This window comes from Acidovorax sp. (genome assembly GCF_021287135.1).
GTDB lineage: Bacteria > Pseudomonadota > Gammaproteobacteria > Burkholderiales > Burkholderiaceae_C > Acidovorax.
In genome coordinates this window covers 140,775-163,639 of sequence record NZ_JAJTBB010000085.1, presented here as the reverse complement: position 1 = coordinate 163,639, position 22,865 = coordinate 140,775, and the positions used below count along the sequence as shown (strand labels likewise).

The 22,865-nt window shown below is 67.5% G+C and carries 25 protein-coding genes; 11 read left to right on the top strand and 14 right to left on the bottom strand.

The features are described from left to right. Positions 1-7: 7 nt before the first annotated feature. The 7 genes from LWW96_RS20380 to LWW96_RS20350 all read right to left on the bottom strand — a co-directional run bounded on the left by LWW96_RS20380 (position 8) and on the right by LWW96_RS20350 (position 5,445). Positions 8-232 (bottom strand): DUF2970 domain-containing protein, encoded by a 225-nt coding sequence (locus LWW96_RS20380; RefSeq protein ID WP_291489690.1) that lies wholly within the window; start codon positions 230-232, stop codon positions 8-10. After that, on the bottom strand, positions 229-867 hold the full coding sequence (locus tag LWW96_RS20375; protein WP_291489689.1) for a cytochrome c oxidase assembly protein: 639 nt from the start codon (positions 865-867) through the stop codon (positions 229-231). The genes LWW96_RS20380 and LWW96_RS20375 overlap by 4 nt, the downstream gene beginning before the upstream one ends. Positions 868-880: 13 nt before the next feature. Next, the gene (locus tag LWW96_RS20370) at positions 881-991 is read right to left on the bottom strand and encodes a cytochrome oxidase small assembly protein (RefSeq protein WP_291489872.1); all 111 of its coding nucleotides are present in this window, start codon (positions 989-991) and stop codon (positions 881-883) included. Positions 992-1,008: 17 nt separating this feature from the next. Beyond that, entirely contained in the window at positions 1,009-2,643 is a 1,635-nt protein-coding gene (gene ctaD, locus LWW96_RS20365; protein ID WP_291489688.1) for a cytochrome c oxidase subunit I, read from the bottom strand. Positions 2,644-2,672: 29 nt separating this feature from the next. Next, on the bottom strand, positions 2,673-3,842 hold the full coding sequence (coxB, locus tag LWW96_RS20360; RefSeq protein WP_291489687.1) for a cytochrome c oxidase subunit II: 1,170 nt from the start codon (positions 3,840-3,842) through the stop codon (positions 2,673-2,675). A gap of 55 nt (positions 3,843-3,897) precedes the next feature. Further along, positions 3,898-4,374, bottom strand: coding sequence for a DUF2244 domain-containing protein (locus LWW96_RS20355; protein ID WP_291489686.1), 477 nt, complete (start codon positions 4,372-4,374; stop codon positions 3,898-3,900). A gap of 153 nt (positions 4,375-4,527) precedes the next feature. Next, the gene (locus LWW96_RS20350; protein WP_291489685.1) at positions 4,528-5,445 is read right to left on the bottom strand and encodes a biotin synthase; all 918 of its coding nucleotides are present in this window, start codon (positions 5,443-5,445) and stop codon (positions 4,528-4,530) included. Between the two features lie 35 nt (positions 5,446-5,480). Between LWW96_RS20350 and LWW96_RS20345 the strand changes: the two genes are divergently transcribed. Both LWW96_RS20345 and LWW96_RS20340 read left to right on the top strand, forming a co-directional pair. Continuing rightward, on the top strand, positions 5,481-6,203 hold the full coding sequence (locus LWW96_RS20345; protein WP_291489684.1) for a ComF family protein: 723 nt from the start codon (positions 5,481-5,483) through the stop codon (positions 6,201-6,203). A 62-nt stretch (positions 6,204-6,265) separates the two neighbouring features. Further along, positions 6,266-6,793, top strand: coding sequence for a tRNA (cytidine(34)-2'-O)-methyltransferase (locus LWW96_RS20340; RefSeq protein WP_291489683.1), 528 nt, complete (start codon positions 6,266-6,268; stop codon positions 6,791-6,793). Positions 6,794-6,868: 75 nt separating this feature from the next. Here LWW96_RS20340 and LWW96_RS20335 read toward each other — a convergent pair whose 3' ends face one another. From LWW96_RS20335 to LWW96_RS20320, 4 genes are all read right to left on the bottom strand, one after another. Beyond that, entirely contained in the window at positions 6,869-7,816 is a 948-nt protein-coding gene (locus tag LWW96_RS20335) for a LysR family transcriptional regulator (RefSeq protein WP_291489682.1), read from the bottom strand. Between the two features lie 167 nt (positions 7,817-7,983). Continuing rightward, positions 7,984-8,448 (bottom strand): MaoC family dehydratase, encoded by a 465-nt coding sequence (locus LWW96_RS20330; RefSeq protein WP_291489681.1) that lies wholly within the window; start codon positions 8,446-8,448, stop codon positions 7,984-7,986. Between the two features lie 156 nt (positions 8,449-8,604). Next, positions 8,605-9,219, bottom strand: coding sequence for a ParA family protein (locus tag LWW96_RS20325; protein ID WP_291489680.1), 615 nt, complete (start codon positions 9,217-9,219; stop codon positions 8,605-8,607). Between the two features lie 113 nt (positions 9,220-9,332). Further along, entirely contained in the window at positions 9,333-9,971 is a 639-nt protein-coding gene (locus tag LWW96_RS20320; protein WP_291489679.1) for a LysE family transporter, read from the bottom strand. Positions 9,972-10,302: 331 nt separating this feature from the next. On the opposite strand from LWW96_RS20320, the gene kefC reads away from it, so the two are divergent. Beyond that, on the top strand, positions 10,303-12,216 hold the full coding sequence (gene kefC, locus LWW96_RS20315; protein ID WP_291489678.1) for a glutathione-regulated potassium-efflux system protein KefC: 1,914 nt from the start codon (positions 10,303-10,305) through the stop codon (positions 12,214-12,216). 115 nt (positions 12,217-12,331) lie between these two features. Here kefC and LWW96_RS20310 read toward each other — a convergent pair whose 3' ends face one another. Continuing rightward, a complete protein-coding gene (locus LWW96_RS20310) occupies positions 12,332-12,946 on the bottom strand; it encodes a hypothetical protein (protein ID WP_291489677.1) in 615 nt (204 codons plus the stop codon). Between the two features lie 406 nt (positions 12,947-13,352). Here LWW96_RS20310 and LWW96_RS20305 point away from each other — a divergent pair, with 406 nt between their 5' ends. The 7 genes from LWW96_RS20305 (at position 13,353) to LWW96_RS20275 (ending at position 20,054) form a co-directional block, all read left to right on the top strand. Beyond that, positions 13,353-15,539: a TonB-dependent siderophore receptor gene (locus LWW96_RS20305; protein ID WP_291489676.1), complete on the top strand. Its 2,187-nt coding sequence runs from the start codon at positions 13,353-13,355 to the stop codon at positions 15,537-15,539. Between the two features lie 135 nt (positions 15,540-15,674). Further along, positions 15,675-16,820 (top strand): PepSY-associated TM helix domain-containing protein, encoded by a 1,146-nt coding sequence (locus LWW96_RS20300; RefSeq protein WP_291489675.1) that lies wholly within the window; start codon positions 15,675-15,677, stop codon positions 16,818-16,820. A gap of 55 nt (positions 16,821-16,875) precedes the next feature. After that, positions 16,876-17,676, top strand: coding sequence for a hypothetical protein (locus LWW96_RS20295; RefSeq protein ID WP_291489674.1), 801 nt, complete (start codon positions 16,876-16,878; stop codon positions 17,674-17,676). Then, complete coding sequence (locus LWW96_RS20290; protein ID WP_291489673.1) at positions 17,673-18,035, top strand: hypothetical protein; 363 nt, start codon at positions 17,673-17,675, stop codon at positions 18,033-18,035. The genes LWW96_RS20295 and LWW96_RS20290 overlap by 4 nt, the downstream gene beginning before the upstream one ends. Before the next feature lie 101 nt (positions 18,036-18,136). After that, positions 18,137-18,784: a trimeric intracellular cation channel family protein gene (locus LWW96_RS20285; protein WP_291489672.1), complete on the top strand. Its 648-nt coding sequence runs from the start codon at positions 18,137-18,139 to the stop codon at positions 18,782-18,784. Between the two features lie 107 nt (positions 18,785-18,891). After that, positions 18,892-19,584, top strand: a complete 693-nt coding sequence (locus tag LWW96_RS20280) for a transglutaminase family protein (protein ID WP_291489671.1) — start codon at positions 18,892-18,894, stop codon at positions 19,582-19,584. Continuing rightward, entirely contained in the window at positions 19,581-20,054 is a 474-nt protein-coding gene (locus tag LWW96_RS20275; protein WP_291489670.1) for a PaaI family thioesterase, read from the top strand. The genes LWW96_RS20280 and LWW96_RS20275 overlap by 4 nt, the downstream gene beginning before the upstream one ends. On the opposite strand, the gene LWW96_RS20270 is transcribed toward LWW96_RS20275, so the two are convergent. After that, positions 20,014-20,964 (bottom strand): LysR family transcriptional regulator, encoded by a 951-nt coding sequence (locus tag LWW96_RS20270; RefSeq protein WP_291489669.1) that lies wholly within the window; start codon positions 20,962-20,964, stop codon positions 20,014-20,016. The genes LWW96_RS20275 and LWW96_RS20270 overlap by 41 nt on opposite strands. A gap of 128 nt (positions 20,965-21,092) precedes the next feature. On the opposite strand from LWW96_RS20270, the gene LWW96_RS20265 reads away from it, so the two are divergent. Beyond that, entirely contained in the window at positions 21,093-21,695 is a 603-nt protein-coding gene (locus tag LWW96_RS20265; RefSeq protein ID WP_291489668.1) for a short chain dehydrogenase, read from the top strand. A 97-nt stretch (positions 21,696-21,792) separates the two neighbouring features. Here the strand turns inward: LWW96_RS20265 and LWW96_RS20260 are convergent, their stop codons facing one another. After that, entirely contained in the window at positions 21,793-22,806 is a 1,014-nt protein-coding gene (locus LWW96_RS20260; protein WP_291489667.1) for a tripartite tricarboxylate transporter substrate binding protein, read from the bottom strand. Positions 22,807-22,865 lie beyond the last annotated feature (59 nt).

Sequence of the window (22,865 nt, the reverse complement as noted above, 5' to 3'; positions counted from 1 at the left end):
GCCACCGCTATACGACCCAGTTCACTAACGCGATCAGACCCAGCACCAGCAGAAACACCGCCACCAGCCCCACCGCGATGATGTGGATCGGGTTCAGCTTCTCGACATCCTGCTGGTATTCGCTTCCCTTGCGCAAGCCGATGAGCGACCAGGCCACGGCCCGCACCGTCCGGGGCAGCGAACCCTGGCGCTTCGCGGCGTTCGGGGCGGATGGGTCGGGCCGCTGGTTCATGAGCCCACTCCTGCGGCATCGGCCGCCGGGTGCGCAGGCAGCTGCAAAGCCGCACTGCGGCCTTCCGGCGCGGGCGGGGTCTTGCCGCCCACTTCAAAAAAGGTATACGACAAGGTGATCGTCGTCACGTCCTTGGAAATGCGCGGATCGATCACAAACGCCACAGGCCAGACTTTCTTCTCACCGGGTTCCAGCGTGTACTGGTTGAAGCAAAAGCACTCCAGCTTGTTGAAGTGCGCGGCTGCCTGGCGCGGTGCATAGCTCGGAATGGCCTGGGCCGCCATGCGGCGGTTCTGCACATTCTGGAACTCGTACATCACGGTCGTGAGTTCGCCGGGATGCACCCGCACGGAACGCTGCGCCGGCTTGAAGTCCCACGGGCCGCGGGCATTGGCATCGAACTCCACCGTGATGGTCCGGCTGGTGTCCACCTGGGTGTTGGCCGGCACCTTCACATCTTTGCCCGCCACGCCGGCCCCCGGCACCTGGCGCTCGGCAAGCGACAGGATGTTGATGCCCGTCATCTCGCAAATGTGCTTGTAGATAGGGATCAGCACATAGCCAAAGGCAAACATTCCGGCCGCAACCACGAGCAGCTTGCCGACCATCTTGGCGTTTTCGCTGTGCAGGTTCATGGCGGGGTGCAGTTCAACGGGACAGCCACACGACCTTGACCATGAACCCCACAAAGAACACCGCTGCAATGGACGCCAGGATCAGCGCCATGCGCAGGTTGCTCTTCTTTTGCTCGGGGGTCATCGGCATCGCGGGTCTCCTCAGCCAATCACGCGCGTGGCCGTGGCGTCCAGCTTGGGCGGGTTCTCAAACGTGTGGAAGGGTGCGGGCGACGGCACTTCCCATTCGAGGCCTTCGGCGCCATCCCACGGCTTGGCGGGCGCTTGCGCACCGCGGCCGCGCATGGCGGGCAGCACCACGGCGAGGAAGAAAAACACTTGCATCAGGCCGAAGCCGAACGCTCCCACCGAAGCGATGGCGTTGAAGTCCGCAAACTGCATGGGGTAGTCGGCATAGCGGCGGGGCATGCCGGCCAGACCCAGGAAGTGCATCGGGAAGAACGTGATGTTGAACGTGATCAGCGAACCCCAGAAGTGGATCTGCCCGCGCGTCTCGGAATACATGCGTCCCGTCCACTTGGGCAGCCAGTAGTAGACGCCCGCAAACATGGAGAACAGCGAGCCGGCCACGAGCACGTAGTGGAAGTGCGCCACCACGTAGTAGGTGTCCTGCAGCTGGATGTCGATGGGCGCCATGGCCAGGATCAGGCCCGTGAAACCGCCCATGGTGAACACGAAGATGAAGCCCACGGCAAACAGCATGGGGGTCTCGAACGTCATGGAGCCGCGCCACATGGTGGCCACCCAGTTGAAGATCTTCACGGCCGTGGGGACGGAGATCAGCATGGTGGCATACATGAAGAACAGCTGGCCCGTGACCGGCATGCCCGTCGTGAACATGTGGTGGGCCCACACGATGAAGGACAGGATGGCGATCGACGAGGTCGCATACACCATGGACGCATAGCCGAACAGCTTCTTGCGGGCAAACGCAGGCACGATCTGGCTGATGATGCCGAAGGCCGGCAAGATCATGATGTACACCTCGGGGTGGCCGAAGAACCAGAAGATGTGCTGGTACATGACCGGGTCACCGCCACCCGCGGGGTTGAAGAAACTGGTGCCGAAGTGGCGGTCCGTCAGCGTCATGGTGATGGCGCCGGCCAGCACAGGCATCACGGCGATCAGCAGGTAGGCGGTGATGAGCCAGGTCCAGCAGAACATGGGCATCTTCATCAGCGTCATGCCGGGTGCGCGCATGTTCAGGATGGTCACGATGATGTTGATCGAGCCCATGATGGAGCTGGCACCCAGGATGTGCATGGCAAAGATGCCGGCGTCCATGGACGGCCCCATCTGCAAGGTCAGCGGCGCATAGAGCGTCCAGCCTGCGGCGGGCGCGCCGCCGGGCATGAAGAACGAGCTGACCAGCATCAGCGCAGCAGGGATCATCAGCCAGAAGCTGAAGTTGTTCATGCGCGCGAAGGCCATGTCGGAGGCCCCGATCTGCAGCGGGATCATCCAGTTCGCAAAGCCCACGAAGGCCGGCATGATGGCGCCGAACACCATGATCAGGCCGTGCATGGTAGTGAGTTGGTTGAACAGCTCGGGGTTCACCAATTGCAGGCCGGGCTGGAACAGTTCGGCACGGATCAGCAGCGCCAGCACGCCACCCACCATCAGCATGGTGAACGAGAACAGCAGGTACAGCGTGCCGATGTCCTTGTGGTTGGTGGCAAACACCCAGCGGCGCCAGCCGGTAGGGCCGTGGTGATGGTCGTGGCCGTCGTGTGCGTGATCGCCCGCGTGCCCGTGGTTGTCGAGAACTGCGCTCATGTTGGATTCCTCAATGCAATGGGCGGTGATTACTTGCCACGCTGGGCGACGATTTCAGCCGGCTGCACCAGCTGCCCCGTCTTGTTGGACCAGGAGTTCTTCGTGTAGCTCACGACGGCAGCGATATCGGTGTCGCTCAGCTGGGCCCACGAGGGCATTGCCCCATTGGCAGCGCCCTTGAGCACCACCTGGATCTGCTTGGCGTGGTCGGCGTCGAGCACGATGGCCGAGCCGTCCAGCGGCTTGATGGGCCCGGCCCCCTTGCCGTTGGGCTGGTGGCAGGCCGCGCAGTTGGCCGCATACACCTTCTCGCCCCGCTTGAGGATGTCGTCCAGCGCCCAGACCTTGGCGGGATCGTCGAGCTTGGCGGCGGCCTTCTTCTTCTGGTCGGCCACCCAGGCGCTGTAGTCCTCGGCGGCGAGCACCTTCACATGGATGGGCATGTACGCATGTTCTTTTCCGCACAGCTCGGCGCACTGGCCGTAGTAGTCGCCCACCTTCTCGGCACGGAACCAGGTGTCGCGCACGAAGCCGGGGATGGCGTCCTGCTTGATGCCGAAGGCCGGCACCATGAAGGAGTGGATCACGTCGTTCGCGGTGGTGATGATGCGGACCTTCTTGCCCACAGGAACGACCATGGGGTTGTCCACCTTGAGCAGGTAGTCCGGCGGTGCGTCCTTGACGTTGCCGCTGTCGGACATCATGCGGTGGCTGCTGTCCAGCGTGGAGATGAAGCCGATGCCCTCGCCCTCGCCAGCGATGTAGTCGTAGCCCCACTTCCACTGGTACCCGGTGGTCTTGATGGTGAGGTCGGCGTTGGTGGTGTCCTTCTGCGCCACCAGCACCTTGGTGGCAGGCAGCGCCATCAGGATCACGATGATGAAGGGAATCACCGTCCACACGACTTCGACGGTGACCGACTCATGGAAATTGGCCGACTTCGCCCCCTGCGAGCGGCGGTGCTTCCAGATCGAATAGAACATCACGGAGAACACTGCCACGAAGATCACCGTGCAGATGATCAGCATCATCCAATGCAGAAAGTGCTGCTCTTCCGCAATTCGGGTGACGGGAGGCGCCAGGTTCAGCTGGTTGACGGCCGGGCCCCCAGGAAGATCCTGAACGGCATGGGCTGCACTGCCCACCCATGCACCGGCCATCAGCAGCAGAGAAGCCAGCTTATTGGAAATGCTCTTCATAGTTCTCACTTACTTCTAAGCCTCAATTACCAATCCCTTGCGCGGCCTGCAGGGGTCAGGCTGCGCGCAGGGCCATGCGGATCTCCGATGCCAAGGCCGGACGCAGTTCAGGGCGCATGTAACGCCCCACCTCGACCGAACGGCCTTGGGCCGACAGCAGGATCAGCGATTGATCGCCTGTCTTGGGCTCGACGCGAACCCAGTGGCGATCAAACTCTGCGCGCTCCAGCTTGCCGGCTGTCTCCCGCTCCACCACAAGGCGCGAGCCCTGCAGCGAAATCCTCTCGCCATCCGCCGCATGGCGACCGTAAATGACGAACGCAACACCGAGCGCCACGATTTCCAGCCACGCAAAAGGCAGGACCAGCCGTGCGCCCAGCATCCAGAAGCCCACGGCAATGCCCAGGGACAGGAGGCACAGGCCCAGGTACATCCAGCCCAACTGCGCCGGACTCACCGAGCAGTTGCGGACAAGGCGCCAGTCAATGCGCTGGCCCGACACCGTGGCAAAACGAAAAACCAAGCCCATCACCGGAAGTGCTCACAAGACTGCCCAGCTGGCGCTCCGCCCGCCGCAGGCGGGGCGGGCACTGCCGGCAAAGTTGCGCGGGAAGATGCCCGAATCTCTATTTTTTTAAGGAATTGTAGCCTGCCTTGTTCTATGTCATTGACAAGGCAAACAGGCCTAACTCTTGCTGCCGCTGCCGCGCAACAGCGTGCGCATATCCTGCAAAGAGACGGAGCTGCTGGTGCCCATCCGCACACGGGGAACGGGTTTGACAGCGTGGCCATAGATGATTTCGAAAGTCAGTGCCAACTGACCTCCCGGCTCGGTCGCGAGCCGCTCTGTCAGCGCTGCATACAGCTTGTCGCGCCAGCGGCTTCCGCGCAATGAGGGAAAGCGATCAGGGTGCAGGTTGCAACCGAGCTCGCGCAACTCCTGCACCAGACGCTCGGCGCTGGCAAAAGTGAGGGTGATCCGCTCCATGTCCATCACGGGCTCGGCAAAGCCGGTGTGCACCAGCATGTCGCCCCAATCGTGCATGTCGGTAAAGGCGTGGCCTGCCGGTGGCCAGCCCAGTGCTGCATAAACCGCGTGCAGCTCGCGCAGCGTGTCCGGGCCCAGGCAGGAGAACATCAGGTACCCATCCACCGCCAGGGTGCGGTGCCATTGGGCCATCAAGGCCTGCGGATCGGCGGCCGTGTGCAGCGCCATGTTGGCCCACAGCATCTGAACGCCGCCATCTTCCGGCAACCCCCACTGCGGGCGCGCCGGGCTCCAGCGCCCCGGCGACCACCACGGCTTGGCCAGGGCCTGCCGGGCCACTTGCGCGCAGTGCGCCGCTGTTTCATAGACATGGCACCGCGCCTGGGGATAGCGGGCGCTCACCAGCGCGTGCGCCTGCAGGCCGCCACGCACCGCATCCCAGTGGCACCACGACGTGGGGGCCTGCCGAATCCACTGCAGGCGCTCTTCCATGCGGCGGGCCACCTCCTCGTGCAGCCAGGGGGACACGGCCGGCGCCGCTGCGTGCCAGCGGGCGGCCGCCACGGGGTCGATGGTGGGAGGGCGCTCGGCAGGGGACGTAGGGGACAGTGGCATGGGCAGGCGGCAAGGACGCGCGAGTATATTGACTCATGCTTTTTTCCGGGCTGCCAGGGTTTTCGCGCCAGATCCGCGCCTGGGTGGATGCCATCCCCAGCCAGTGCGCCTGTTGCCACGCCTGGCCGTCGCGGCGCGTGTGCAACGCCTGCGCCGCGCGGTTTGCCCAGCCGGCGCCGCGCTGCCAACGCTGCGCGTTGCGGGTTCCCGCCGGGGTGGCGGTCTGCGGAGCCTGCCTGAAGGAGCCTCCGAGTTTTGACCGCTGCATTGCCGCGGTGGACTACGCATACCCCTGGGCCGACGCGGTGACGGACTTCAAGTTCCGAGGAGACGCGGGGTGGGCGGCCACCCTGGCCTTGCTGATGCGCAGCACGCCGTGGATGGAGCCCGCCCTGGAGGCAGCCGACCGCGTGCTGCCCGTACCGCTGTCCACCGACCGCCTGCGCGAACGCGGCTTCAACCAGGCGGCGCTGCTGGCCCGGCACCTGGCGCGGGCCAAGACAGACGTGCACACCCTGTTGCGCCTGCACGCCACCGAGGCCCAGAGCAGCCTGCCGCGCGCCCAGCGCCTGCGCAACCTGCGCGGCGCCTTTGCCGTGGAACCGCACCGGGCGGCCGCGCTGCGCGGGCAGCGGGTGGTGCTGATCGACGATGTGATGACCACGGGCGCCACGCTGCAGGCCGCCACGCTCGCGCTGCGCGAAGCCGGCGTGGCGCACGTGACGGCGGTGGTGCTGGCCCGCACCAGCCTGGACTGACGGGATACTTTTGATTACGAGCGGTTGCGTACCGCAGGGCACGAACGTTCACAATGGCGCCCATGTTCCATATCGTCCTCGTCGAGCCGGAGATCCCGCCCAACACCGGGAACGTGATCCGCCTGGCGGCCAATACCGGATGCGCCCTGCACCTGATTGAGCCCCTGGGGTTCTCGCTGGAAGACCGCCAATTGCGCCGCGCCGGGCTGGACTACCACGAGTACGCCCAGGTGCAGGTGCATGCCGGGTGGACGGCCTTCCTGCGCGACGCGCAGCCCGATGCGGCACGCATGTTTGCCATGACCACGCACGGCGCGCAGCCCGTGCACTCCACCTGCTTTCTGCCGGGCGACTGGCTGGTGTTCGGCGCGGAAACGCGCGGCCTGCCGCCGGAGCTGCGGGAGACCTTCCCGCCCGCACAACGCCTGCGATTGCCCATGGTGGCAGGCCAGCGCAGCCTGAACCTGTCCAACGCCGTGGCCGTGACGGTGTTCGAGGCCTGGCGCCAGAACAGCTTTGCGATGCCAGGGGGCGAGGTGCCCGTGGAGCCCGAGGGCACCATCATTAGCGGATTTGCCCAACTGGGCTGAGGTGGAAGGGGCCTGCGAAGCAGCCCTGCCGGATAGGCGCCGGCATCTGGCCGCCCGTGCCGTGCGCCCCGCCGGTCAGGCCCGCTGCTGCCCGCGCTGCACAGCCATGGCCTCATCAGCCACCCGCTGGGTGAGAAAGTCCAGGAACGCCCGGGTGCGTGCCGGCAGCATGCGGCCCGAGGGCAATGCGGCGTACACGGTGTAGCGCGAGAAGATCCACTCCGGCAGGATGTGCACCAGCTCGCCGCGGGCCAGGTGCTCCTCCGCCAGAAAACGCGAGGTGACGCCCACGCCCGCGCCATCCACGGCGGCACGCAGCAGCAGTTCCGTGCTCACCGACTGCAGCACGGCGGGCATGTCGATCTCTTGGGCCTCCCCGTCGCCGCGCAACGGCTGCAGGCGCAGCTTGCGCCCCGGCCCGCTCTGCGACCGGGCGGCCATGCCGGAATCGCGCAAGTGGTCGTGGTGGACGAGGTCCTGGGGCTCGCGCGGAATGCCGCGGCGCTCCAGGTACTGGGGCGAGGCCACCACGATCGCTTCGCCGTGCAGCAACGGGCGGGCCACGATGTTGGCGTCAAAGTCCTCGCCGGCCACCATGAGCGTCACGTCGAACTCATCCACACGGGCCGCAGCAAACGCATCGATGCTGATGTCCAGCATCAGCTTGGGAAAGCTCGCATGCCACAGCGCCACCATGGGCGCCAGGAAATTGGTGGCCAGCACTGGCGACGTGACGATGCGGATGGTGCCCTTCAGGTCGCGGGTGCTGGCGGCCGCAGCGGCTTCGGCATCGTCAATCTCGTGCAGGATGGCCCGCACGCGCTGCAGGTAGGCCTCCCCCGCGTCGGTCAGGGCGAGCTTGCGGGTGGTGCGCTGCAGCAGGCGGGTGCCCAGGTGCTGCTCCAGCTCGGCCACCATGCGCGTGACCACGGGCGGCGACATGTCCATGGCGCGGGCGGCGGCGGCAAAGCCGCCCTCCTCCACCACGCGCTCGAAGACTTTCATGGCTTGCAGACGGTCCATGGTTCAGACCTCCCACGCTGTGCAAACCGAACCGGAACCCAACGCGCAGCCAGACAGGACGCACGAAACTGGCGCGGCGCAGGCCAGCAGCCGCCGCGCAAGGGTCGCCCCGCCGCGCTGGCGGCGTCCCCCTGGAAGGGGGAAGGAGCGAAGCGACTCAGGGGGTATTAAGGTTCTGCGCCGAAGTTGCGCGCCAGCGATTCGGCCACGCACACGGGCTTGTCGCTGCCCTCGCGCTCCACCGTCACCAGCCAGGTCATCTGCATGCCGTCGGGCGCGATGGGCTCGGCCGCCTGCAGCGTGAGGCGCGCACGCAAGCGGCTGCCCACCGGCACCGGCGCCGTGAAGCGCACCTTGTTGAGCCCGTAATTCACCCCCATGCGCGCACCTTCGATGGTCAGTCCTTTCTCGAAGAACTGCGGAATCAGCGACAGCGTGAGGAACCCATGCGCAATGGGCGCGCCGAACGGCCCGGCCTTGGCGCGTTCCGGGTCCACATGGATCCACTGGTGGTCGCCCGTGGCATCGGCGAACAGGTTGACCTGCTCCTGCGTGATGGTGATCCAGTCGGTCACGGAGACTTCCTGGCCCACGCAGGCGCTGACTTCGGAATAGGAGTGGAAGATTTTCATCGCGCCAATGTAGCGCCGCAGCAGGGCGCGCCTTGTCTGGCACGGGACACCGCACGCCCATCCCGCTTCCCACGCCAGCAGCTGGCGCGACCCCGGCCAGTGGCGCCCTGGGTCTGGCTGCACCAGTCGACCGGTGGCGTGATTCAGGCGAGCACTTCAATCCAGCCATGGGCAGATCCCTTGCCACTGTTCCAGATCGCGCGCAACACGCGCCGGCGCCACATCGAACAGCGTGAGGCCGTGGGCGGCCAGGTGGATGTAGTTCTGCGTGTCGCGCAAATACCCCAGCACGGGGAAGCCCAGGGTGTCTACGAAGTGGTGCAACTGCTCGGCCGCCTTGGTGCGCGCATCCACCCGCATGCCGACGATGCCCACCGGCACCCCGGCCCCGTGGCGGTGTTCCGCCACCGTGTCCAGGAAGCTGCGCGTGGCAAAGATGTCGAACACGCTGGGCTGCAAGGGGACGATGATCTTGTCGGCCAGCTTGAGCACATCTTTCAGACGCCAGCCATGCAGGCCGGCCGGCGTGTCGAGCACGGCATGGGTGGTGCCGCGCGGCGGGCGGGCGATGAGGTCCGAGCTCGCGTCCCAGCTCCCGATCGGGCGCGCCGCCGCCGGGCGCAATCCCAGCCACAGGCGGGCCGACTGCTGCGGGTCGGTGTCGCCCAGGAGCACGGCATGCCCCTGGCTGGCGTAGTACCCCGCCACGTTGGTCGACAGCGTGGACTTGCCCACGCCGCCTTTCGGGTTGGCGACAACGATCACTGGCATGGCGACTTCCTCCTCACCGTTCTGATGAAAAACAGCCAAATCGCGCTCTAGCGCTTTATGGACAAGCGCCAGCAGCTATCAAAACAAGAGCAACCCTCTCCCTGGGTGGCGCATCACGCGTGCTGCCCGCCCCGCTTCACGAAGAACAGCCCGGCGCCCACCGCCATCAGCAGGCCGCCGAACACGCGGTTCTGCGTGCGCATGGCCCGTGCGCTGCGCATCAGGCTGCGCAACGCGCTGGCGCCGAAAGCGTAGCCGTGCATGACCACCACGTCCACCGTCACCGTGGTGGCTGCCATCACCAGCAGCTGGCTCCACAGGGGGCGCGTGTCGGTCATGAACTGGGGCAGCACGGCGACCATGAAGATGATGCCTTTGGGATTGGTGGCGTTGGTAAGAAAGCCCGTCAGGCAGCGCTTTTGCCACGGACCGGCCGGGGCGGCATCGTCGCCCTGCAGGGGCGAGGCCTCGCCCGCGCGCCACTGGCTGAAGCCGACATAGATCAGGTAGCAGGCCCCCAGCACCTTGACCACGCTGAACGCCACCTCGGACGCAAGCAGCAGCGAGCCCACGCCCGCCCCGGCAATCACCAGGACCAGCAACAGCCCCAGTTGCAGCCCGGCGATGGTGGCGGTGGTCTTGCGCACCCCGTACGAGAGCCCATGGCTCATGGAGAGCACAGCCCCGGACCCGGGGGAGATGGCAATAAGGCACGAGGCCGCAAAAAACGCAAGCCAGGTCTGCAAATCCATGAGATCACGCACAAAGCAAAGGGGGATCGCATCTTAGAACGTGTTTACGATCTTTTCGGGGCCGCGTTGGAATGCACTCGGGATGAGTGGATGCGACGGACACGCCGCCGAACGCAAGCCCCGCCCCTGCCGCCTGGCCGCCAGGGCCGGCGCAAGGCCACCACCACGGCATAAAACGGCCAGCGAGTGCCGTCACAACAGCGCAAAGCGCTATCAATAAGATAGCTATCGCCCACCCCGCACAAATCGCCGCCGACGGGCAAAATCGGCGCATCCCCCGCATCCGCACCAGCGGCCCCGTCACGCTCGCTCCCGCCCTCGCCTTTCGTCCATGGAACACGCACCCACCTGGCTCACCTACGGTTTTCTCTACCTCGCGGCTGCCGTGCTGGCCGTGCCCATCGCCAAGGCGCTGGGCCTGGGGGCCATCATCGGCTACCTGGCGGCGGGCATCGCGATCGGGCCTTGGGGGCTGGGCCTGGTCAGCAATGTGCAGGACATCCTGCACTTCGCGGAATTCGGCGTGGTGCTGATGCTCTTCCTGGTGGGCCTGGAGTTGCAGCCCAGCCGCCTGTGGGCACTGCGGCGGCCCATTTTCGGGATGGGCAGCGCGCAAGTGCTGGGCTGCGCCGCGGTGCTGTTCGGGTTGGGGGCGGTGGCGGGCCTGCCGTGGCGCACCAGCCTGGTGGGTGCGCTGGGCCTGGCCCTGTCGTCCACGGCGATTGCCTTGCAGTCGCTGAGCGAGCGCAATCTGCTGCGCACGCAAAGCGGGCAGGCCGGGTTCTCGATCCTGCTGTTCCAGGACGTGGCCGCCATTCCCATCCTGGCCCTGCTGCCGCTGCTGGGCGCCGCCGCGGGGGGCGCAGACAGCCCGCTGCACGCGCCGGGCGACCTGGCGCTGGAAGCCCTCAAGATCGTGGGCGTGGTCGGCGCCATCATCCTGGGCGGGCGGCTGCTGCTGCGGCCCGTGCTGCGCTGGATCGCCAAGAGCCGCACACCAGAGATCTTCACCGCCGCAGCGCTCTTGCTGGTGGTGGGCCTGGCCTACCTGATGGTGCTGGCCGGCCTGTCCATGGCGCTGGGCGCCTTTCTGGGCGGCGTGCTGCTGGCCGAGAGCGAATACCGCCGCGAGCTGGAGGCCGACATCGAGCCCTTCAAGGGCCTGCTGCTCGGGCTGTTCTTCATTGCCGTGGGCATGAGCATCGACTTTGGCGTGATCCTGCGCTCGCCCGGCGTCATGGCCGCGGTGCTGGCCGCGTTCCTGGCGGCCAAGGCACTGGTGATCTACCTGCTGGCCCGCCAGGTGGACATCCCCTACCAGGAGCGCCCGGTGTTCACCCTGCTGCTGGCGCAGGGCGGCGAGTTCGCCTTCGTGGTGTTCCAGGCAGCCGCGGGCGCGCAAGTGTTCTCGGCCGAAACGGCCTCGCTGCTGATCGGCGCGGTGGCGCTGTCCATGCTGCTCAGCCCCCTGCTGCTGGTGCTGCTGGACCGGGTGCTGCTGCGCCGCTACGCGCAGCTCAAGTCCGCGCCCCAGGCCGAAGAAATCTCCGAGCCGCAAGAGGCGCCCATCATCATCGCGGGCTTCGGCCGCTACGGGCAGATCGTCTCGCGCGTGCTGCTGGCCCAAGGCTTTCCCACCACCGTGCTAGACCACAGCGTGGAAATGCTGGAGGTGGCGCGCACCTTCGGCTACCGCGTGTTCTACGGCGATGCGACCCGGCTGGACCTGCTGCGCATCGCCGGGGCCGAGCACGCGCGCATCCTGGTCATCGCCGTGGACGACGCGGAGCAGTCGCTCAAGCTGGCCAAGCTGGCCCGCGAACATTTCCCCCACCTGCAGATCGTGGCCCGCGCGCGCGACGTCACGCACTGGAACAAGCTGCGCGACCTGGGCGTGACCCTGGTGCAGCGCGAGCTGTTCGAGTCCAGCCTGCAAAGCGCCCACACCGTGCTGGAGCTGATGGGCCTGCCCGCCGCCCAGGCCACCGCCATCACCCAGCGCTTTCGCACCCACAACATCGCGCTGGCCGACCGCATGTACCCCCACCACAAGGACCGCGCCAAGTTCATCGCCGTGGCGCGCGAAGGCCGCAACCAGTTTGCGGAGCAGATGGCCCGGGAGCGGCAGGAGAGCGCGGCGCTGAAGGCTGCCGGGCAGGAGTACCCGGGGTACGGAGGGGTGGGGGATGCGGGGGAAAGCGGCGAGCCCACCCAGAGCAAAGATTTGAACAAAAACAGGCCGTAGCGCTTATGTATCAATCGCTGGTAGCTATCAATTTTGATATCAAACCAGCGTTCGCCAAGGATGGATGGCGCGATTGCGCTTCGTCATTGAAGCCGCCGCCGTGCGGCACCAAGCCTCAATGCGCCTCCCACCATTGCTGAGCCTTCGCCCTGTCAAATGCGGGAAGAATCGCTTTTTTGATGGGGACGCCCGCCAGCGCGGGAAACTTGGCGCGGAAGGCGCGCTCATCGACCTCGAACTGGTCGGTGATGACAACATCAAAGGTTCCCCCGGAAGCGCCGGCAAGCGCTTGGTCTAGCAACGGAATCGACGGCCCTGCCTTGAATTCATTGCCCTGGCGCTCACGCACCGTTGCGGCGATGTGCCCAAGATAGAACACTCCGTTTGCGCTGACCTCCAAGTTGGAATGGATCGGCGTAAAGAACGCGGCATGGATGGGAAAAGAACTCGCAAAACTGGTGAGGCCTCGAAGTTCATATTGGCCGGGCTCCAGTTCAAGGCGCAGCAGGTAGCTGTTTCCGGACTCGACGGAACCGGTCTCCTCCTTGGCCTTCTCGTCCATTGTGAAATTGAGGCGATCTGCCGCTTCTTTCGCCCCGGGCTTTTCGACGTGAACCACGCGGAGTTGCGGCTGGTAGCTGGCCCGGTAGGTGTTCTTGATGGTCGCGGTGAGGAGAAAGACGGGCTTGCTCTTTTCCGTCAGTCGCGCGGCATCGTCCTGAAACGCCATGTTTGTCCGGGTCGCACATCCGGTGAGTGCAAAAGCGAACGTGAGAATTCAAAGCAGCAGGAATCGATTTTTCATGGTTTGTTTTGTCAGCGTGGGGACTTCCCGCCCAAAGCCAGGCGTGGAGCTGGCAGTCGGCAGCGAGGAAAGCTTACCTGTGCGATGACCCAAGCGGCTGAGCGCACAACATTGTTTGCAGTGGCGCGGCCATCGGAGCGCCGGGCCTGTGGACCAACGGGCGCGAGCCGGCACATGGCGATACCGATGCGTTCGAGCATTGCGGGTGCTTGCCTCCTTCACAATCAATAATAATTCTCATTACAATCCCAACCTCTGCCAGCCAGCGTCCCGAGGGTCACGCGAGCCAGCGCCCCAGCGTTCGTCCGCCTTTCTCTTCATCGGGACCTCCATGTCTTCTCAGCCCTCGCGTGCGGTGTCGCCGCGTTCTTCGTCCGCCTGTCTTCGTTCGCCCTCGCGCCCGTCTGCCCGCCAAACGGCCCTCTTCGCCCTGACACCACTGGCCCTGTGCCTCGCCCAGGCCACCCTGGCGCAGCAAGCCGGCACACCCAGCGCCGACGCCGCAGCGACCGCCCCGCAGCTCCAAGAAGTCCGCATCAACGCCAGCACCGAAAAGGACATGGGCTTTGCCCCGGTGGAGGCCCAGACCGCCGGCAAGGCGCCCATGCGCCGGCTGGAGACCCCGCAATCCGTCAGCGTGGTCACGCGCGAGCAGATGGAGTCGCGGCAGATCACCAACGTGCAGCAGGCGCTGCAGACCGTGGCGGGGGTGAGCCCCGTCAACTTCGGCCGGCGGGGGTTTGACGACCTGAACATCCGGGGCTTTCGCTCCACCGAGTCGATCCTGGTCGATGGCCTGGTGCAAAGCCCGGGCATGTGGGCCAAGCTGCAGCCGTATGGGTACGAGCGGTTTGAGGTGCTCAAGGGTTCGGCCTCCGTGCTCTATGGGCAAGTGCAGCCGGGCGGCATCGTCAACGCGGTGAGCAAGCGGCCCAAGAAGGAAGCGCTGAGCGAAGTGGGCGTGGAGGTGGGCAGCTTTGGCCAGCGCACGCTGCAAGCCGACATCAACCGGCCGCTGTCCGAATCGGGCAAGACGGCGCTGCGCATCAACGCGCAGGTGTCCAACGCCGACGACCCTACGCAATTCGTCTACCGCAAGGACCGGTGGTTTGCTCCGTCGCTGTCCATCGACCTGGGCGCGCAGACCGACCTGGTGCTGTTTGCCACCTACAGCCAGAGCGAGTGGATGCGCCAGCAGGGCATCACGCCGTATGGCACGCTGCTGCCCAACCGCAACGGCACGCTGCCGCGCACCCTGTTCACGGGCGACCCGAGCTTTGGCGTGTACGACGTGGAGAGCACCACGGTGGGCTATGCGCTGGAGCACCGGCTGTCGGATGCGATGACCTTCCGCCAGAACGTGCGCTACGAGACCGAGAAGGGCACGGGCAACTTTGTTTCCAACCAGGCGCTGCAGGCCAACCAGCGGCTGCAGAACCGCCAGGCCTCGCGCCAATATATGGACTACGACCTGCTGGCCACCGACACCTCGCTGCTGTCGCGCTTCGAGGCATTGGGCGTGCGCCACCAGCTGGTGACGGGGCTGGACGCCCGCACCGGCACCAGCCTGCTGGCCAGCCGCACCTGCCGCATCGGCGCGCTGGACCTGTTTGCGCCCGTGTACGGCATGCAGGCCACCTGCCCGGAGGCGCTGACCAGCGACGCACCGTCCAAGCTCACCGTGCTGGGCCTGTATGCGCAGGACCAGATCAAGTTCGGCCAGGGCTGGACGGCCCTGGTGGGCCTGCGCCGCGACTGGTCCACCAACGACACCCACAACCGCGTGGCCAATACGCAGACCCGCCAGAAGGACAACGCCACCACGCTGTCGGCCGGGCTGGTGTACGAGTTCAAGCCCGGCTGGGCCGCGTATGGCAGCTATGGCGAGTCCTTCCTGCCCCAGTCGGGCCTGACGTTTGCGGGATCGCCCTTTGTGCCCGAAACCGGCAAGCAGTGGGAAGCCGGCGTGAAGTACGAGTCGCCGGGCGGCCAGATCACCGGCGCGCTCGCCGTCTTCGACCTGGTGCGCCGGAACGTGACCACGGCCGACCCGGTGAACACGGGCTTCAGCGTGCAGACCGGCGAGCAGCGCGCCCGCGGGCTGGAGGTGGAGCTGGGCGCCGACCTGAAGAACGGCTGGAAGCTGACCAGCGCCTACACCTACACGCAGACCCAGGTGACGCGCGACACCAATGCCGCCCTCGTGGGCCTGCCGCTGAACCTCACGCCGCGCCATACGCTCACGGCCTGGGCCACGTACAAGCTGCCGCAATACCAGCGCGTGACGCTGGGGGTGGGCGGGCGGTATGTGAGCGAGCAGATCGGCTCGTACCCGTTCACGCTGCCGTCGTATGTGGTGGCCGACGCGTCCATCACCTACCTGGGCGAGAACTACCGCCTGACGGCCGGCGTGAAGAACGTGTTCAACAAGGCGTACTACGACGGCGCGATCAATGCGAATGTGGTCTCGCCCGCGCTGCCGCGCAACTTCAGCCTGGGGCTGACGTACTTCTTCTGACCGCCGTGTTGACCGCTCGCGTTTCCCCACCGCCGTTCACCCTGCGCTTGTCGAAGGGCTTCACGCAGCGCGCCCTGGCTTCGACAGGCTCAGCCCGAACGGTTGGGGAATGAACCCACACCCATAGCCGCCACCATGACCAGCCAGCGCACGCTCCAACGCCTGTTCACCCTGCACTCCTGGGCGGGCATCGTCACGGGGTTGTTGCTGTTCATTGTGTGCTTCTCGGGCGCAGTGGTGGTGTTCAAGAACGAGATCGACCTGTGGGCCAACCCGTCGCTGGCCCGGCTGCCGCGCTCCGACAAACCTGCCCCGCTCGACGCAGTGCTGACCCAGTTGCACGCGCGCTACCCGGGCGCGACGGTCGAGACGATTGCGCTGCCCGACGCCATCAACCCCAGCTATTTCGCCTTTGTGCGCGAGCGCGGCGCGCCGGCCGGCACGCGCACCAAGGTGGCCCTGCGCTCGGACACCGGCGCGGTGGTGGGGCCGGTGGACAGCCAGCTGGGCCAGTACCTGCGCATGCTGCACGTGTTCCTGTTTTTCGGGCCGCGCTGGATCGTGGGGTTCCTGGGCGCGGCCATGCTGGTGCTGATTGCCACGGGCATCGTCATCCACCGCAAGATTCTGGCGGAGCTGTTCACGCTGCGCTGGGGCCGCAGCTTTCGCCTGGTGATGTCGGACCTGCACAAGTCCGCGGGCATCTGGGGGCTGGGCTTTCACCTGCTGATCGCGGCCACGGGCGCGTGGATGGGGCTGGCGCCACTGTTCGAGCAGGGCTACCACTACCTCGCCTCCCCCGCCGCCATGGCAGTCCCCAAGCCCGCGCGCCAGGCCGAGGGCGGCGAGCGCGCCGCGCCCATGCAGTCGCTGGACGCGCTGTACGCCACCGCGCAGCGGGCCGTGCCGGGGCTGGAGGCGCGGTACGTGTCCCTGCGCCGCTGGGGCACCAGCGCGGCCGAGGCGGGCTTCACCGGCAACCTGCAGGGCCACCTGGCCAGCACGGCGCGGGTGGACATCAACGCCGCCACCGGCGTGCCGAAGAAGGTGCACGACCCGCGCACGGCGGGCTTCTGGTCGCTGGTCAACGGGCTCATGGAGCCGCTGCACTTTGGCGACTTCGGCGGGCTGGCGCTGAAGTGGCTGTATTTCTTCCTGGGCATGACCCCGGCGTTCCTGTCGATCTCGGGCACGCTGATCTGGCTGGATGCGCGGCAGCAGCGCCTGCGCGAAGCGGGCGCTGCACCGCCGGGCACCGAGGGCGTGGCCGCCGCGGGCTGATCCGCGCATCCCTTCCTTGTTTCTCCTTTTTTTGCCGCTGCTCCAACAGGCCCCCATGCACCGCTTCTTCCTTGCCCTGCACGCCACTATTCCTGCCGCGCTGGCCGTGGCCGTGCTCGTGCACTTTTGGGCGCCGCCGGGCCTGCCCTCGCTGGCGCAGCGGCCGGTGTGGGCGGTGTGGGTGCTGATCGGCGTGTGGCTGCTGCTGTCCGCAGCGGCGGCGCGGGCGCTGCGCGCGCTGGCGCTGTGGCGCGTGGCGCTGGCGGGCGCCGGGGCCTTGCTGGGCATTGCCGCACTGGCCGGGCTGGCGCTGGGCAGTGCGCTGGCGCCCGCCATGGCGGCAGGCCTGGGCGCCGTGGGGCTGGCCTGTGCGGGGCTGGCGGTGTACATCGGGCCGCAGCGGGTGCACGCGCCCCGGCGCAGGCCAGTGCCGGCGCCGCAGCGCTCCCCCCTGCTGGCGCGGCCGGGGCGCCGCTGGGCGCGCCAGGCAGCGCACCTGCCGTTCTGGCTGTGCGGCGCGCTGGCGGTGGAGTCGTTCCGCCTGGCCCACATCGTGGCCACAGCGCCAGCGCGCCCCTCGGGCATGCTGGGCCTGCTGCTGGCCTTTTTTGTGGCCCTGCCCGCAGCCACCGTGCGCCCCTGGGCGCCCCGCGCCGCTGCCGCGCTGTGGCTGCTGGCCGCGCTGGCCTATGGCGGCCTGGCGGCCAAGGCCGGGCTGTGGCAGTGGGCCGCAGCGTCCGCGCTGTGCGCGCTGGCGGCTGCGGGCCCCCGGCTGTGGTGGAAGCTGCGCGCACGCCGGGCGCTGCGCAGCCAACGCCCCGCCGCCCGCCAGCCCCAGTCCGCGGGGGCCGCATGACCGAAGAGCTCATCGGTGCCAGCGCCGCGCTGGCGTCGCTGCTGGCCCTGGCCCAGGGCGCCCAGGCCATGTCCACGCGCGCCTGGGGCGACGGCGTGCGCGGGGCGGCGCGCGTGCGTGCGGGCGCCGTGGCACTGGCCACGCTGGTGCTGCAAACGGCCACGGCCGCGACCGCAGCGGGGCCGGCCGCGGGAGTGGCGCTGGTGCTGGCAGCGTGGATGGCGCTGGGCTGGCTGCTGGTGCTGGGCATGAACCAGTGGCCGGCGGCGGCGCGGCGCTGGGCGGTGCGGCTGGGGGTGCTGGGATGTGCGGGGTGCGCGGTGGCGCTGGGCTCTTTCGGGTGGCGCCTTATGGGCTGACCCACCCAGGATTTGAAAGAAATTGGCCTCCAGCGCTTTACCAGCAAGCGCTAACAGCTATTATTTTAGTAGCAATCATTTGGCGCGGCACAATCCCGGGCATGGATCCGTCGCTGCTCAACGCCCCCTGGGTCAACACCCTTCGCTTCATTCTGGAAGTGGCCGCCACGGTGGCCTTCGCGCTGTCGGGCGTGATGGCCGCAGCGCGCAAGCGGCTGGATGCCGTGGGCGTGTGCGTGGTGGCCTTCGTGGCTGCGTTTGGCGGCGGCACGCTGCGCGACCTGCTGCTGGACCAGCGGCCTTTCTTCTGGATCCGCCACACCGAATTCGTCTGGGGCATCCTGGCGCTGTGCGTGGGCGCCATGCTGTTCATGCGCCAGCGGCACTTTCTGCCCACCGAGCGCGCCATGCTGCTGCCCGACGCCATCGGCCTGGGCCTGTTTGCCGCCGTGGGCGTGGACATCGCCCACGCCATCGGCATGGCGCCCATCATCAGCGTGATGATGGGCGTGACCACCGGCGTGTTTGGCGGCGTGCTGCGCGATGTGCTGTGCAACGAGGTGCCCCAGGCCTTCAGCGACCACCGGCCGTATGCCCTGTGTGCGTTTGCCGGCGGCTGGGCCGATGTGGCGCTGCGCCAACTGCACGCGCCCGACTGGGCGCCGCTGGCGGCCTGCGTGCTGCTCACCGCCGGTCTGCGCGGGCTGGCGCTGTGGCGCAACTGGGAACTGCCGGCCTGGCGGGTGTGACCCGCAGGGGTTTGCCCCTGCCGCCACGCGCCGCTGCCGCGCCTGTGACAGCATCGGGTGCCAGAGGCCCGCACACTGGGCCCATCCGATCACAGGAGACCCGCCCGATGACCACGGTTCCGCCCCCGCCCGCCACCCTGGCCCCCACCGCGCTGATCGACAGCGACGCACCCGCCGTGCAGGCCTTTGCCGCCGAACACGCGCGCGGCGCCACCGACCGCGAACGCGCCGTAGCCCTGTACCTGGCCGTGCGCGACGGCTTTCGCTACGACCCCTACCGCATTGATCTCTCACCCCGCGGCATGGCGGCCAGCAGCGTGCTGGCCAACGGCTACGGCTGGTGCGTGCCCAAGGCCGCCCTGCTCACCGCCGCGTGCCGCGCGGCGGGCATTCCTGCCCGCATGGGCTTTGCCGACGTGCGCAACCACCTCAGCACCGAGCGCATGCGCGAGACCATGAAGACCGACCTCTTCATCTGGCACGGCTATGCCGACCTCTGGCTCGACGGCGCCTGGCGCAAGGCCACGCCCGCCTTCAACATCGAACTGTGCGAGCGCTTTGGCCTGCTGCCGCTCACGTTCGACGGCGAGCACGACTCCATCTACCACCCGTTCGACAAGAGCGGCCAGCGCCACATGGAATACGTGCGCCAGCGCGGCGCCTTCGACGACCTGCCGCTGGCGCAGATCGTGGCGGACTTCCAGGCGGTGTACGGCGGCTGGCTGGACACGGGCACCACCACCAGCGCGCTGCACAGTGCCAGCTTCGACGCAGACGTGGCACGCGAGGCCGTGCAGTGACCGGCGCGGAGACCCACGCCGCCGCGCCGGGCGGGGCGCCCGCAGTCCCCGCGGGTTTTGAACGGCTGACTCTGGGCGGGCCGTTCATCCAGAACAACGGCCCGCTGTACGTACGGCGCGAGGGCAGCGCCGTGCAGTTCGGCTTTCGCGTGGAGCAACGCCATGTGAACACCCTGGGCAACCTGCACGGCGGCATGATGGCCACGTTCTGCGACATGCTGCTGCCGCTGTCGGTGCACTACAAGACCACGGAGCTGGCGGGCCGCTTCCTTCCCACCGTCAGCCTGCAAGTCGACTACCTGGCCCCCGCGCACGTGGGCATGTGGGTGCAGGGCGAGGCCGCGCCCTTGCGCATCACGCGATCGCTGGTGTTTGCCCAAGGCCTGGTCACCGCCGACGGCGAGGCCTGCGCGCGGGTGAGCGGGGTGTTCAAGATCGGGCCGGCGACGCCGCCCGGCGCCGGGGACTGACCGCTGCAGGCGCGGGCTGCTCGGGCGGCAAGGCCAGCGCCGCCACCACATGCTCCACGAACCGCGCCAGCTTGGGCAGCTGCCGCCGGTCGGGCGCATAGACCAGGTGCACGGGGCGCGGCACGGGCAGGCAGTGCTGCATCACCGGCACCAGCGCCCCCGTGGCCAGGGCGTCGGCCAGCAGCACCTCGGGCTGCATGACCAGGCCCAGCCTCTGCAGCGCCGCCTGGCGCAGGCCTTCGCCCTGGTTGCAGATGAAGCGTGCGTTTTCGGGCCAGAAGAACTCCGCGCCCCCGTCGTGCAGCGTCCATTCCACCCGGCGCTGCCACACCGAATGGCTCAGGCACTGATGGTGCGCCAGGTCGGCCGCGCTGCGGGGCGTTCCGTGGCGGCGCAGGTAGTCCGGGGACGCCGCGATCACCATGCCATACGGCCGCAGGGGCCGCGCCACCAGGCCTTCATCGGCCACCCGACCGATGCGCACGGCCGCGTCGAACCCCTCGCCCACCACGTCCACCACGCTGTCCGAGAGGTGCAGGTCCACGCGCACCTGCGGATGGCGCTGGAGGAAATCCGCCACCAGCGGCGCGATGACGTGGCTGCCCAGGGTGAAGGGCGCGCTCACGCGCAGCAGGCCCTGCGGCACGGCGCGGCTGCGCTCCACGGCGGACTCAGCCCACCGCACCTGCTCCAGCACGCGCTTGCTGTCTTCGTAGAACGCGGCGCCCACCTCGGTCAGGCTGCTGCGGCGCGTGCTGCGCTGCAGCAGGCGGGCGCCCAGGTGCGCCTCCAGCTGCTGAATGTGCTTGCCCACCATGACCGCCGAGATACCCAGCTGGCGCGCGGCGGCCGCAAAGCTGCCGGCCTCCACCACGGCCACCATCACTTCCATGTTGCGCAGCTTGTCCATGGCGGGGGCCCCTATTCCTAATCATTGGTTAGCAGTGGAAGAACCGCACTGTACTTTATGCGCCGCGTGATTCGCAAAACAATGGCGGCCTGTCTGACCTCTTCCTCCACCACGCAAAGGAAACATCCATGTCCAAGATTCTTCTCATCGGCGCCAGCGGCACCCTGGGCCAAGCCGTGCAGGCCAACCTGGGCGCGCGCCACGACGTGATCACCGCAGGCCGCCGCAGCGGCACGCACCGTGCAGACTTCGCCCAGCCGGGCGCCCTGGCCGCCCTGTTTGCCGCAGTGGGCAAGGTAGACGCGATCGTGAGCACTGCCGGCAACGTGCACTTCGGCCCCCTCGCGGGCATGACCCCCGAGCAGTTCAACCTGGGCCTGCAGGACAAGCTGCTCGGGCAAGTGCAGCTGGCACTGCTGGGCCAGCAGTACCTCAACGACGGGGGCTCCATCACCCTCACCTCGGGCATTCTTGCGGTGGAGCCCATCCCCAACGGCGCCAGCGCCTCCACGGTGAACGCGGCGATTGAGGGCTTTGTGATGGCCGCCGCCATCGAGCTGCCGCGCGGCCTGCGCATCAACGCCGTCAGCCCCACCATCGTCACGGAGTCGGCGGCGGCCTATGGCCCGTTCTTCCCCGGCTTCGAGTCCGTGCCCGCCGAGCGCGTGGCGCGGGCCTACCAGCGCAGCGTGGAAGGCGCGCAGACCGGGCGCGTGTACCGCGTGCAGTGAGCACGGAACCCTCCGTTGCAATGAAAACAGCTGCGACCGCTTGTCGCGCAAACGGTCGCAGCCGTCCGTGGGGGGCTGTCGTCAATGCCGGCGCAGATCAGTCCAGACTCGCGCCCGACTCCTTGACCACCTTGCCCCACTTGACGGATTCCGCCTGGATAAAAGCAGCAAACTGCTCGGGCGTTTCGCCATAGGTCTCGGCGCCCTGCTCGTTGATCTTTTTCTTCACGTCCGGCTGGTTCAGCACCTTCACGATGGCCTTGTTCAGCTGGGCCACCACGGGCGCTGGCGTGCCGGCCGGGGCAAACATGCCGAACCACGACGTGGCCTCGTACCCGGGCACGCCCGCTTCGGCGATGGTGGGCACGTTGGGCAGCTCGGGCGAGCGCTTGGCCGTGGTCACCGCAATCGGCACCAGCTTGCCGCTGCGCACGTGTTGAATGGCCGAGGGCATGTTGTCGAACATGATGGCGATCTGGTTGCCCAGCAGGTCCGTCACGGCGGGGGCGCTGCCTTTGTATGGCACATGCACCATGTCCACCTTGGCCAGGCTCTTGAACAGCTCGCCCGACAGGTGGATGGAGCTGCCGTTGCCCGACGAGCCGAAGTTCACCTTGCCCGGGTTGGCCTTGGCGTAGGCGATCAGTTCCTTCACCGTCTTGAACGGCTGGGCCGGGTTGGCCACCAGCAGGTTGGGCACGTTGGCCACGCGCGTGAGCGGCGCAAAGTCCTTCACGGGGTCGAACGGCATCTTCTTGTACAGGCTGGCGTTGATGGCGTGCGTGCCCACCGTGCCCATGAACAGCGTGTAGCCGTCTGCCGGGGACTTGGCTGCCAGGGCGCCGCCGATGTTGCCGCCTGCGCCCGCGCGGTTGTCCACGATGACGGACTGGCCCAGCTCGGTGGTCAGCGCCTGGCCGATGATGCGGGCCAGGATGTCGGTGGTGCCACCGGCGGCAAAGGGCACGATGATGGTGACGGGCTTGGTGGGATAGGCCTGTGCCAATGCGGCGCTGCTGCCCAGCAGGCCAGCACCCGCGATGGCGGCGATGCCAGCGCATGCGGCGGCCGACAGCGCGAAGCGGCGGGTGGCGTGGAGGGAATGGGTCATGGTTTGTCTCCTTCAATAAGGTGGATGAAATACTTCAGCGCCGCAGGTGCCGAGCCGGC

What these genes read in the sequence shown, in the direction of transcription:
- LWW96_RS20380 (WP_291489690.1), bottom strand. Translation starts at nt 232, where the DNA reads ATGAACCAGCGGCCCGACCCATCCGCCCCGAACGCCGCGAAGCGCCAG.
- LWW96_RS20375 (WP_291489689.1), bottom strand. Translation starts at nt 867, where the DNA reads ATGAACCTGCACAGCGAAAACGCCAAGATGGTCGGCAAGCTGCTCGTG.
- LWW96_RS20370 (WP_291489872.1), bottom strand. Translation starts at nt 991, where the DNA reads ATGACCCCCGAGCAAAAGAAGAGCAACCTGCGCATGGCGCTGATCCTG.
- ctaD (WP_291489688.1), bottom strand. Translation starts at nt 2,643, where the DNA reads ATGAGCGCAGTTCTCGACAACCACGGGCACGCGGGCGATCACGCACAC.
- coxB (WP_291489687.1), bottom strand. Translation starts at nt 3,842, where the DNA reads ATGAAGAGCATTTCCAATAAGCTGGCTTCTCTGCTGCTGATGGCCGGT.
- LWW96_RS20350 (WP_291489685.1), bottom strand. Translation starts at nt 5,445, where the DNA reads ATGCCACTGTCCCCTACGTCCCCTGCCGAGCGCCCTCCCACCATCGAC.
- LWW96_RS20345 (WP_291489684.1), top strand. Translation starts at nt 5,481, where the DNA reads ATGCTTTTTTCCGGGCTGCCAGGGTTTTCGCGCCAGATCCGCGCCTGG.
- LWW96_RS20340 (WP_291489683.1), top strand. Translation starts at nt 6,266, where the DNA reads ATGTTCCATATCGTCCTCGTCGAGCCGGAGATCCCGCCCAACACCGGG.
- LWW96_RS20335 (WP_291489682.1), bottom strand. Translation starts at nt 7,816, where the DNA reads ATGGACCGTCTGCAAGCCATGAAAGTCTTCGAGCGCGTGGTGGAGGAG.
- LWW96_RS20330 (WP_291489681.1), bottom strand. Translation starts at nt 8,448, where the DNA reads ATGAAAATCTTCCACTCCTATTCCGAAGTCAGCGCCTGCGTGGGCCAG.
- LWW96_RS20325 (WP_291489680.1), bottom strand. Translation starts at nt 9,219, where the DNA reads ATGCCAGTGATCGTTGTCGCCAACCCGAAAGGCGGCGTGGGCAAGTCC.
- LWW96_RS20320 (WP_291489679.1), bottom strand. Translation starts at nt 9,971, where the DNA reads ATGGATTTGCAGACCTGGCTTGCGTTTTTTGCGGCCTCGTGCCTTATT.
- kefC (WP_291489678.1), top strand. Translation starts at nt 10,303, where the DNA reads ATGGAACACGCACCCACCTGGCTCACCTACGGTTTTCTCTACCTCGCG.
- LWW96_RS20310 (WP_291489677.1), bottom strand. Translation starts at nt 12,946, where the DNA reads ATGGCGTTTCAGGACGATGCCGCGCGACTGACGGAAAAGAGCAAGCCC.
- LWW96_RS20305 (WP_291489676.1), top strand. Translation starts at nt 13,353, where the DNA reads ATGTCTTCTCAGCCCTCGCGTGCGGTGTCGCCGCGTTCTTCGTCCGCC.
- LWW96_RS20300 (WP_291489675.1), top strand. Translation starts at nt 15,675, where the DNA reads ATGACCAGCCAGCGCACGCTCCAACGCCTGTTCACCCTGCACTCCTGG.
- LWW96_RS20295 (WP_291489674.1), top strand. Translation starts at nt 16,876, where the DNA reads ATGCACCGCTTCTTCCTTGCCCTGCACGCCACTATTCCTGCCGCGCTG.
- LWW96_RS20290 (WP_291489673.1), top strand. Translation starts at nt 17,673, where the DNA reads ATGACCGAAGAGCTCATCGGTGCCAGCGCCGCGCTGGCGTCGCTGCTG.
- LWW96_RS20285 (WP_291489672.1), top strand. Translation starts at nt 18,137, where the DNA reads ATGGATCCGTCGCTGCTCAACGCCCCCTGGGTCAACACCCTTCGCTTC.
- LWW96_RS20280 (WP_291489671.1), top strand. Translation starts at nt 18,892, where the DNA reads ATGACCACGGTTCCGCCCCCGCCCGCCACCCTGGCCCCCACCGCGCTG.
- LWW96_RS20270 (WP_291489669.1), bottom strand. Translation starts at nt 20,964, where the DNA reads ATGGACAAGCTGCGCAACATGGAAGTGATGGTGGCCGTGGTGGAGGCC.
- LWW96_RS20265 (WP_291489668.1), top strand. Translation starts at nt 21,093, where the DNA reads ATGTCCAAGATTCTTCTCATCGGCGCCAGCGGCACCCTGGGCCAAGCC.
- LWW96_RS20260 (WP_291489667.1), bottom strand. Translation starts at nt 22,806, where the DNA reads ATGACCCATTCCCTCCACGCCACCCGCCGCTTCGCGCTGTCGGCCGCC.